8 protein-coding genes are annotated in these 8,173 nt (G+C 64.9%); 6 read left to right on the top strand and 2 right to left on the bottom strand.

Annotation, left to right across the window (positions count from 1 at the left end; all coding sequences use genetic code 11):
• The 3 genes from AC1D34_RS30090 to nadE all read left to right on the top strand — a co-directional run.
• Positions 1–200, top strand: a 200-nt coding sequence (locus AC1D34_RS30090) for an acyl carrier protein (RefSeq protein WP_476826183.1), incomplete at its 5' end; no start/stop codon positions are given.
• 25 nt (positions 201–225) lie between these two features.
• Positions 226–1,773 (top strand): class I adenylate-forming enzyme family protein, encoded by a 1,548-nt coding sequence (locus AC1D34_RS30085; protein WP_441507061.1) that lies wholly within the window; start codon positions 226–228, stop codon positions 1,771–1,773.
• Positions 1,770–2,777, top strand: coding sequence for an NAD(+) synthase (nadE, locus tag AC1D34_RS30080; RefSeq protein ID WP_441507060.1), 1,008 nt, complete (start codon positions 1,770–1,772; stop codon positions 2,775–2,777). The genes AC1D34_RS30085 and nadE overlap by 4 nt, the downstream gene beginning before the upstream one ends.
• A gap of 45 nt (positions 2,778–2,822) precedes the next feature.
• Here nadE and AC1D34_RS30075 read toward each other — a convergent pair whose 3' ends face one another.
• On the bottom strand, positions 2,823–3,938 hold the full coding sequence (locus AC1D34_RS30075) for a hypothetical protein (RefSeq protein WP_476776370.1): 1,116 nt from the start codon (positions 3,936–3,938) through the stop codon (positions 2,823–2,825).
• Positions 3,935–4,666 carry a N5-glutamine methyltransferase family protein gene (locus tag AC1D34_RS30070; protein ID WP_441490897.1) on the bottom strand — a complete coding sequence of 244 codons (732 nt, stop codon included), beginning with the start codon at positions 4,664–4,666 and terminating at the stop codon, positions 3,935–3,937. Before AC1D34_RS30070 ends, AC1D34_RS30075 begins: the two co-directional genes overlap by 4 nt.
• A 189-nt stretch (positions 4,667–4,855) precedes the next feature.
• Between AC1D34_RS30070 and AC1D34_RS30065 the strand changes: the two genes are divergently transcribed.
• From AC1D34_RS30065 to AC1D34_RS30055, 3 genes are all read left to right on the top strand, one after another.
• Positions 4,856–6,178 (top strand): lipopolysaccharide biosynthesis protein, encoded by a 1,323-nt coding sequence (locus AC1D34_RS30065; protein WP_476826182.1) that lies wholly within the window; start codon positions 4,856–4,858, stop codon positions 6,176–6,178.
• A 76-nt stretch (positions 6,179–6,254) separates the two neighbouring features.
• A complete protein-coding gene (locus AC1D34_RS30060; RefSeq protein ID WP_476826181.1) occupies positions 6,255–7,325 on the top strand; it encodes a GNAT family N-acetyltransferase in 1,071 nt (356 codons plus the stop codon).
• A gap of 34 nt (positions 7,326–7,359) precedes the next feature.
• Positions 7,360–8,173: glycosyltransferase family 2 protein (locus AC1D34_RS30055; protein ID WP_476826184.1), on the top strand; the 814-nt coding region annotated here is incomplete at its 3' end.

Genomic DNA, 8,173 nt, shown 5'->3' with positions numbered 1-8,173 from the left:
GCCATGAGCTCGCCGGTACGGCGTCGCTGATCGAGAACGGCGTCATCGATTCCACCGGGGTGCTCGAGCTCGTGGCCTTCATCGAGGATCGCTACGGGATCACCGTGGCCGATGCCGATATCGTGCCCGCAAACCTGGATTCGCTTGATCGCATCTCGGCTTTCATCGCGTCGAAAGTATCCGCTCCGGTCACGGCGTAACGATTAGGGGCGGAGCAACAGGCTCATGCGGATCGAGCAATTCCTCGTCACGAACGCCGCCGCACAGGCTGCGAAAACGGCGCTGGTCACCGACCAGAGGCGGCTGCGCTATGACGAGCTGGATGATCTTTCCAGCCGGCTGGCCACCACGCTCGCCGCAAGCGGCGTGAAGCGGGGCGACCGCGTCCTCGTCTTCATGGACAATTGCTGGGAAGCCGCCGTCTCGATCTTCGCGGTTCTCAAGGCCGGCGCGACCTTCAGCCCGATCAACGCCTCGACCAAGGCCGACAAGCTGGCCTATGTCATCGGCGATTGCGAGGCCGCCGCGATCCTGACGCAGGCGAAACTGTTGCCGGTTGTGACGCAGGCGCGCGCGTTGGTCCCAGGGCAGGCGCTCTTTGTCGCTTCGACGCAGTCGCCGGCCGGCCGGCCGCTCGAAGGCGCGGTGTCCTTCGAGGATTGCCTGAAGGGCTCGCCCGCTTCAGTCGGTCATGGCGGCATCGATATCGACCTTGCCATGCTGATCTACACCTCGGGCTCCACGGGCCGGCCCAAGGGCGTGATGATGACGCATCGCAATATCGATGCGGCGGCCGACTCGATCACGACCTATCTGCGCAATACGCCCGACGACATCATCCTCAACGTCTTGCCGCTGGCATTCGACTACGGCCTTTACCAGTTCCTCATGGCGATGAAGCTTGGGGCGACCCTCGTCCTGGAAAAGTCCTTCGCCTTCCCGCAGGCGATCTTCGAGCGCATTCGCACTGAGAATGTCACTGGTTTTCCGCTCGTGCCGACGATGGCCGCGATGATCCTGCAGATGCGCGATCTCGAGCCGGGGTTCCTGCCGAGCCTGCGTTATCTCTCGAACACGGCCGCAGCCCTGCCGCCCGCCCACATCGCTCGACTGCGTGAACTGTTCCCCGGCGTACGGCTCTATTCGATGTACGGCCTGACGGAATGCAAGCGCTGCACCTATCTGCCGCCGGAAGAACTCGACCGCCGGCCGGGCTCGGTCGGGATCGCCATTCCCAACACCGAGGCGCTGGTCGTCGACGATGAGGGCAACCGCGTGGCTCCGGGCGTGCCGGGCGAGCTGGTGATCCGTGGCCCGCATGTCATGCAAGGGTATTGGCGCAACGAGGCGGCAACGGCACAGATGCTGCGCCCAGGGCCGAACCCCTGGGAGAAGCGCCTCCACACCGGCGATCTCTTCCGGACGGACGAGGAGGGCTTCCTCTATTTCGTCGGCCGCAAGGACGACATCATCAAGACGCGCGGCGAGAAGGTCGCTCCGAAGGAAGTGGAAGCGGTGCTGCACGGCCATCCCGGCATCGCCGAAGCGGTGGTGATGGGCGTGCCCGACCCGGTGCTCGGCCAGGCCATTGCCGCCCTCGTCGTCCTGTCGGATGCGAGCCTGAGCGAGCGGGACATCATTCGCCACTGCGCTGTCCATCTAGAGGATTTCATGGTGCCGCGGATCATCGCGTTCCGCACCGAACTGCCGAAGACGGATACCGGAAAGGTCAGCCGCAGGCTGGCCGCCGAAACGCTGGGAGCAGCGGAATGAACCTCCCCCCTGCCCCGAGCTTGCTCGCCTTCTCGGCTGCCACGCTGACGATCGACAACGCCGCGGAGACGGAGCGGATCGTCGCCGAACTGCGTGGGCAGTTGCGCGGCATGCGTAAGCGCGGGCTCGTGCTCGGCCTGTCCGGCGGCATCGATTCCAGCGTGTCCGTCGCGCTGGCGGTCCGCGCCGTCGGCGCCAAGAACGTCTTCTGCCTGTTCATGCCGGAAAACGATTCCGATCCTGAAAGCCTCCGGCTCGGCCGGCTGGTCGCCGACACGTTCGGGATCGAGGCTGCGGTCGAGGATATCGGCCCGACGCTGCAGGCCATGGGGTGCTATGAACGACGCGACGGCTTCATCCGCGAGCTCGTACCCGCGTATGGGCCGGGTTGGGCGTCCAAGATCGTCATCGCCAACTCGCTCTCGGGCGACGGCTACAACATCTCGTACCTGGTCGTTCAGGACCCCGAAGGCCGGCAGACGAAGCTACGCATGCCGCCTGCCGTCTATCTCGGCATCGTCGCCGCCACCAACATGAAGCAGCGCACGCGCAAGCAGATCGAATATTATCACGCCGACCGGCTGAATTTTGCCGTGCTCGGCACGCCGAACCGGCTCGAATATGATCAGGGCTTCTTCGTTAAGAACGGCGACGGTGCCGCCGACGTGAAGCCGATCGCCCATCTCTACAAGAGCCAGGTCTATGCATTGGCGGCTCATCTCGGCATCCCCGAAGAGATCCGCAGGCGGCCGCCGACGACCGACACCTACACCCTCGAGCAGACGCAGGAGGAGTTCTACTTCTCGCTGCCCTATGACCGCATGGATCTGTGCCTCTACGGGCTCAATCACGGCCTCACCGCCGAAGAGGTCGGCACTGCCACCCAGTTGACGGCCGTCGAGGTCGAACGGGTCTGGGCCGATATTGCAGCCAAGCGCAAGGCGACCCGCTACCTGCACCTGGGGCCGCAGCTCGTGCGCCCGGTGGACGAGATCGCACATTGAGGCCAGCGCACCGGCGGCGGCCTGTCCGCCTTCGGTGCGCGAAAACTAGTCGAAGCTGCCGCCGTTCAGGCGGTTCCAATGCTCGCCCGCCAAGCCGTTCAGGAAGCCCTGCCCGTTGCGGAAGGCCTGAACGAGCTCCTCATCGGGCGAATGCACGACTGTCGATGCGATGTGGGTGAAGGCAATGCGCCGGCCCAGCATGGCTTCCAGCAGCGCGGGCTGCGTGCGGCCGCGCAAGCCGGCAACGCCGCGTGTCGCCGCGTGACCGATCAGGCAATCGATGACCGGGCCTGCCTGCCCTGGCCTGGCAAGAACCTGAAGGACGCGCGCGATCCGCCCCGGGCGGGCGTGATAGAGAAAGGCGCCGATCGGCGCCCCGCTGGCCGAGGTGACCGACGCATACACCGCCTCGCCATAATCGGGCTTCTCGGACGCCTCGGCGACGATATGGGCGAGTTGTTCGCCTGACCAATCCGGACGCAGCGCGAACTGCTCCGTCAGCGGAGCGACAAGCGCGGCAAAGCCGGGCTGATCGATTTCGGCGACCTTGAGACCACCTTTGACATGCCAGTTTTCCGGCACGCCCGACCAGCGCAGATCATTGTCCTGCATCCTGCCGCGCAGATAGCGATCGAGTCCCCGGGAGACCGGGTTCAGCAGCCGCACCGCACCGATCCGGCTCGCTGCCAGATCCAGCATGAAGGCCGATGGCCGGATGATGCGGACCCAGTCCAGGCTGTACTGCGGCAGGGTGATCCCGCGCAGCCTCGTCCACATCTGCGCAGAGATCTCGCTGGCGGTTTCACTGAACGAGAGATCCTGCGGCCCGGCGAGAAAGGTCTTGAGCAGCCGCGCGCCGGCCATCGGGTCGCTCACCCGCCGCTCGACCATCAGGGAACCGCAGATCGCCGCGCGCAGCTTGCGGCGGCCGTGAATCATCGGCAGCACATTGACGCCGACGAAACCCGAAATGTCGCCCTCACCAGACACATGGACGAGGGGGGCGATCTCGGGATCGCAACCCGGCGCTTCGAGATAGTGTCGACGCAGATAGGTCGCGAGCGTGGGAGGCGGAGGCACGCCGCGATCCCGGAATATCCTTTGAAAGAGCCCCGTAACCGCCGGGATATCGGCGGCGCCCAGCGGGCGGATCTCGCTCATGCCGGTCGGCCTGTCGCTTCGGACGTTGCCTGCCCGAACTCCGGGAGCTTGCGGACAAGGGCAACCCGCGGCGTTCCCGCCTCATTCGCGGCGAAGGTCATGGATTCGTAGGCCTTGGTCCTGGCAATGAGCGCCGCCGCTTGCCTATCCTGGCCCTCGCCGAATTCGAACAGCAGCCAGCCGCCCGGCTTGAGGAAGGCTACGGCATCCCGGATCACGCGCTGGTGGATCGATATGCCATAAGGGCCGCCGTCAAAGGCTTCGCGCGGCTCGGCCTCGAGCAAATGGGCGCTCTCMCCCTCAAGGCGCGACGTGGAGATATAGGGCGGGTTGCAGACGATCAGGTCGACGGCCCCCTCCAGGCCATCGCCTGCGAGAGCGGAGAACAGATCTCCCTGCCTGATGGTGACACGGTGCTGAAATGTCAGGCGCTCCGCGTTTCGGCGGGCGAGCTCGACGGTGCTGTCGGTCAGATCAGCGGCCCAGACGCGCGCCGACTGAATCTCGGCTGCGATCGCCAGAGCGAGATTGCCCGAGCCACAGCACATGTCGACCACGATCGGCTCGGCAGCGGCCCGTTCGCGAAGGATCGCGACTGCTCTCTGGCCGAGGAGTTCGGTTTCCTGGCGCGGCACGAGAACGTCAGGCGCCAGCTCCAGGCTCACCCCCATGAAGCGATGCAGGCCGGGCCGGGGCTTGCCGTCGAAATCCAACACTGTGCGCGGCATGAACGCCCCTTCCCTTGCTGAGCGCCTTATTCATCCGCGAAAAACTATGGCGGTCAGGTAAACGGAGGCTGAAATGAAGTGAACGGAGGGTGTTAACCGCACAATCATTTCTGCGTGTTACTGGCCGTATTGTCGATGGTGGACGCCACCGAGTGCCGCTATCTCGGTTGTTGTCAAAGGCAGGACCGGATGGCTTCGGATAACGCGAAAGGATCGAGTCATCGCAGAGCGTTTCTGCCTATGCTCGTGTCCTATGCCGCGTCAGGCGGCAGCCTCGTCATCAGTTCCGCCGCACAGCTTCTGACCTTCGCCATCCTGGCCCGTTGGCTCGGCGTCCACGAGTTCAGCCTCTTCGTCGCCATCACCGCGATTTCGAACATCGCGGTCCATATGTGCGGGCTCGGCGCCATGGAGTGCCTGGTTCGCCGCGTGGCGCGCGACCGGGCGATCTATCCGGACATGCTTGGCCACAACATCATCCTGACGGCCGCCAGCGGTGTGTTCCTGGTCCTGCTCGGGGCGGTGGCTCTGCCCTTTTTCTTCACGCTCTCCAGCGATCCGGCGACGAATGTCGCAGTGATCACCCTGATGCTCGTCACGAATATCATGCTGGTCCGCATCATCGTGCTGGCTGAGCAGATCTTCATCGCCCATTCCGATTTCGGCTCGGCCAACACGGTGGTGGTCAGCTTCGCCATCGCGCGGACGATCGCCGCCTGCCTTGCCTGCATCGTCTTCGGTGTTTCGACGCTCGCGACCTGGGTGCTGTGGCAGTTTGCCTGCCATGTACTGGTTGCGCTGGCATGCTGGCGCTCCCTTCGCGGGCTGGGCCAGCCGAAATACCGGATCGTGCGCGAAGAGCTGCCGCTCGGGCTCTATTTCAGCATTCCCTTCATCCTGCGGGCGATCCGGCAGAACGCCGACCTGCTCGTGCTCAGCCTCGTCGCGACAGCCGAAATCGTGGCGAGCTACAGCGTGGCGCGACGGATGCTGGAAAGCAGCTATCTCTCGGTCGAGGCGCTCAATCGCCTGGTCTACCCGGGCTCGGCCAAGGCGACGGCGGCTGGCCTGCAGCACGCCCTGCCCCGCGTCAGGAAGGTTTTCATTGCAGCCACGGCGATCAGCATCGCGGCGGCGATCGCCGTCTTCGTGCTGGCGCCGGTCCTGCCCTATCTGTTCGGCAAGGACTATGTCTCGCTCGTCTCCTTCGTCAGGGCTCTCTGCTGGGTGGTGATACCGCTGGCGATGTGGTCCGTGGCGGTTGAGGCGCTCGGAGCGTCGGGCCACCAGCCGACCCGCGCCGCGGTCATGGGACTTGGCAGCGTCATCGGCGCTGCGGTTGCCGCCTGCGCGACCTGGTATGCCCCACCCACCGGGACTTTCGTTTCATTCTACGTGATCGAGATCGCCATGGTGGCTGCGGCCTGGGGGGCACTCCTGCATGTCGTGAACAGGGACAGGGAGGAGGCGCGCAAGCAAGGTCTCTCTGCGGGGATCGCGCATGGACGCTGACCTGCAACAGAATCTGCAGTCATCCCTCCCGACCAGTGGCGAGGAGAGCCCTCCGCGCGGTTGTGGCGTCCGCCCGATGACGAAGCGCGATATCCCAATCATCGCAAAACTGTTCAGCAAGACCTTCCGTAGCCACAAGAGCGAGGTCGCGCCGGATCTGGAAGGATATCTCGAGACGGTCTTCTTCGGCAGCCCGCATTACCGACCGGAGCTTGGCAGCATCGTCTATGACAGCGCTGCCGGCAACGTTGCCAGCGCCATCCTTGCCCTTCCCATGGAATTCACCGTCCATGGTCGCCCGATCATCGCCAAGGTTCTCTGCGCCTTCATGGCGGATGGGAAGGAGGGCGCGGCAGGAGCGGCGCGCCTTGCCCGGCAGATGCGCGCGGCCCGGCAGGATCTCTGCTTTTCCGACAATGCGTCGCCGGTCAGCGCCGATCACTGGGTTGCCGGAGGCGGTGTGGTTCTGCCGGTACAGAGCCTCGAATGGCAGCGCACGTTTCGGCCGCTTGCTGCCGGGGCGATCGCGTGGAGCCGCTACGTGCCGCTGTCGCGGTCCCCAGGCGTCCTGCGCCTTCTCGGCCTGTTCGATGGCCTGCTGCGCCGTCGAAGGCGCTCGCTGGTCCCGGCCGCGGCGGCGGGCTGCCGGACGATCAGTGCCAGTCCGGAGGAGTTCTTCCGCTGCGCCGGCCCGATGATGGAACGCTTTCCAATCCGGCCGGTCTGGTCAAAGCCCGAGTGCGACTGGCTCGTCGGCGTCGCCGCGCTGAATCAGGGCCTCGGCTCCCTGCAGTACAGGACCGTGATCGCCGAGGACGGCCGCGTGATCGGCGCCTTCCTCTTCTTCGGCAAAAAGGGTCGGGAAGCCAACGTCCTGAACCTCCTATGCGCGGCGGGCCACGAGTTTGACGTCACCGGCCAGATGTTCGCGCATCTGGACGCAGAGGGCTATGCCCAGGCGAACGGGATGGCGCAGCCATTCCTGATGAATGCAATATCGCGGCAGCGCTGGCTGTCCTTCAAGCACCGCGGCTATTTCTGCCTTGTCACGCGCCATGCCGAGATCAAGGACGCCACGCTCCGCAACGAGATCTATTTCGGCGGCCTTGCATCGGAAAGCTGGAGCAGGCTGCTCACGGATTTCTGACGTGGCGGCGCTCGTATCGACACTGGAGGCCCGATTGGCCGTTTCGATCATCATCAAGACCCTGAACGAAGAGAAGCGCATCGCCGCGACGATCGAGAGCGCGCTGGCGGCGCTTGGCGACCTGCAGGGCGAGGTGGTCATCGCGGATAGCGGCTCGTCCGACCGCACCGTCGAGATCGCGTCAGGCTACCCGGTCGTGATCGCCCAGATCGTTGCGCCGGCGCGGCCGAGTTGCGGGATCGGGCCGCAGCTCGGCTTCCAGCATTCCCGCCACGAGTACATCTGCCTGATCGACGGAGACATGCTGGTCGATGCCAGCTTTCTCGATGCTGCCATCCGTTTTCTCGTCGAGAACCCTGCCGTGGCCGGCGTGACCGGACATGTCGAGGAGATGCTGGTCTCCAATCTCGAATACGCGAGACGCGTGCAGCGCAATGGACCCGAGAACAGAACCGGCCCGATCGACCGGATGAATGGTGGCGGGCTCTACCGGCGCAGCGCGATCGAGCAGGCCGGCTATCTCTCGGACCGCAATCTGCATGGCCATGAGGAGATCGATCTCGGCATCCGCCTGCGGAGCCGCGGATGGAAACTGCATCGGCTCGACCGCCGCTTCGTCCAGCATTTCGGCCATACGCTCAATTCCTACAGGCTCCTGACGAGGCGCTGGAAGAACAAGTATCTGCATGGTGCCGGCGAATTGCTGCGCGCGTCGCTCGGCAAACCCTATTTCTTCCAGCTCCTGCGCGAACTCCCCGAGCTCAAGCTATGGAGCGCGGTCTATCTCTGGTGGGGGCTCTCCATCGCGATCCTGCTGTTCCTGCCCGACAAGGCGTTGGCTCTCGGGC

The organism is Allobosea sp. P1_A7, assembly GCF_056406775.1.
This window is presented reverse-complemented; position numbering and strand designations above follow the sequence as displayed.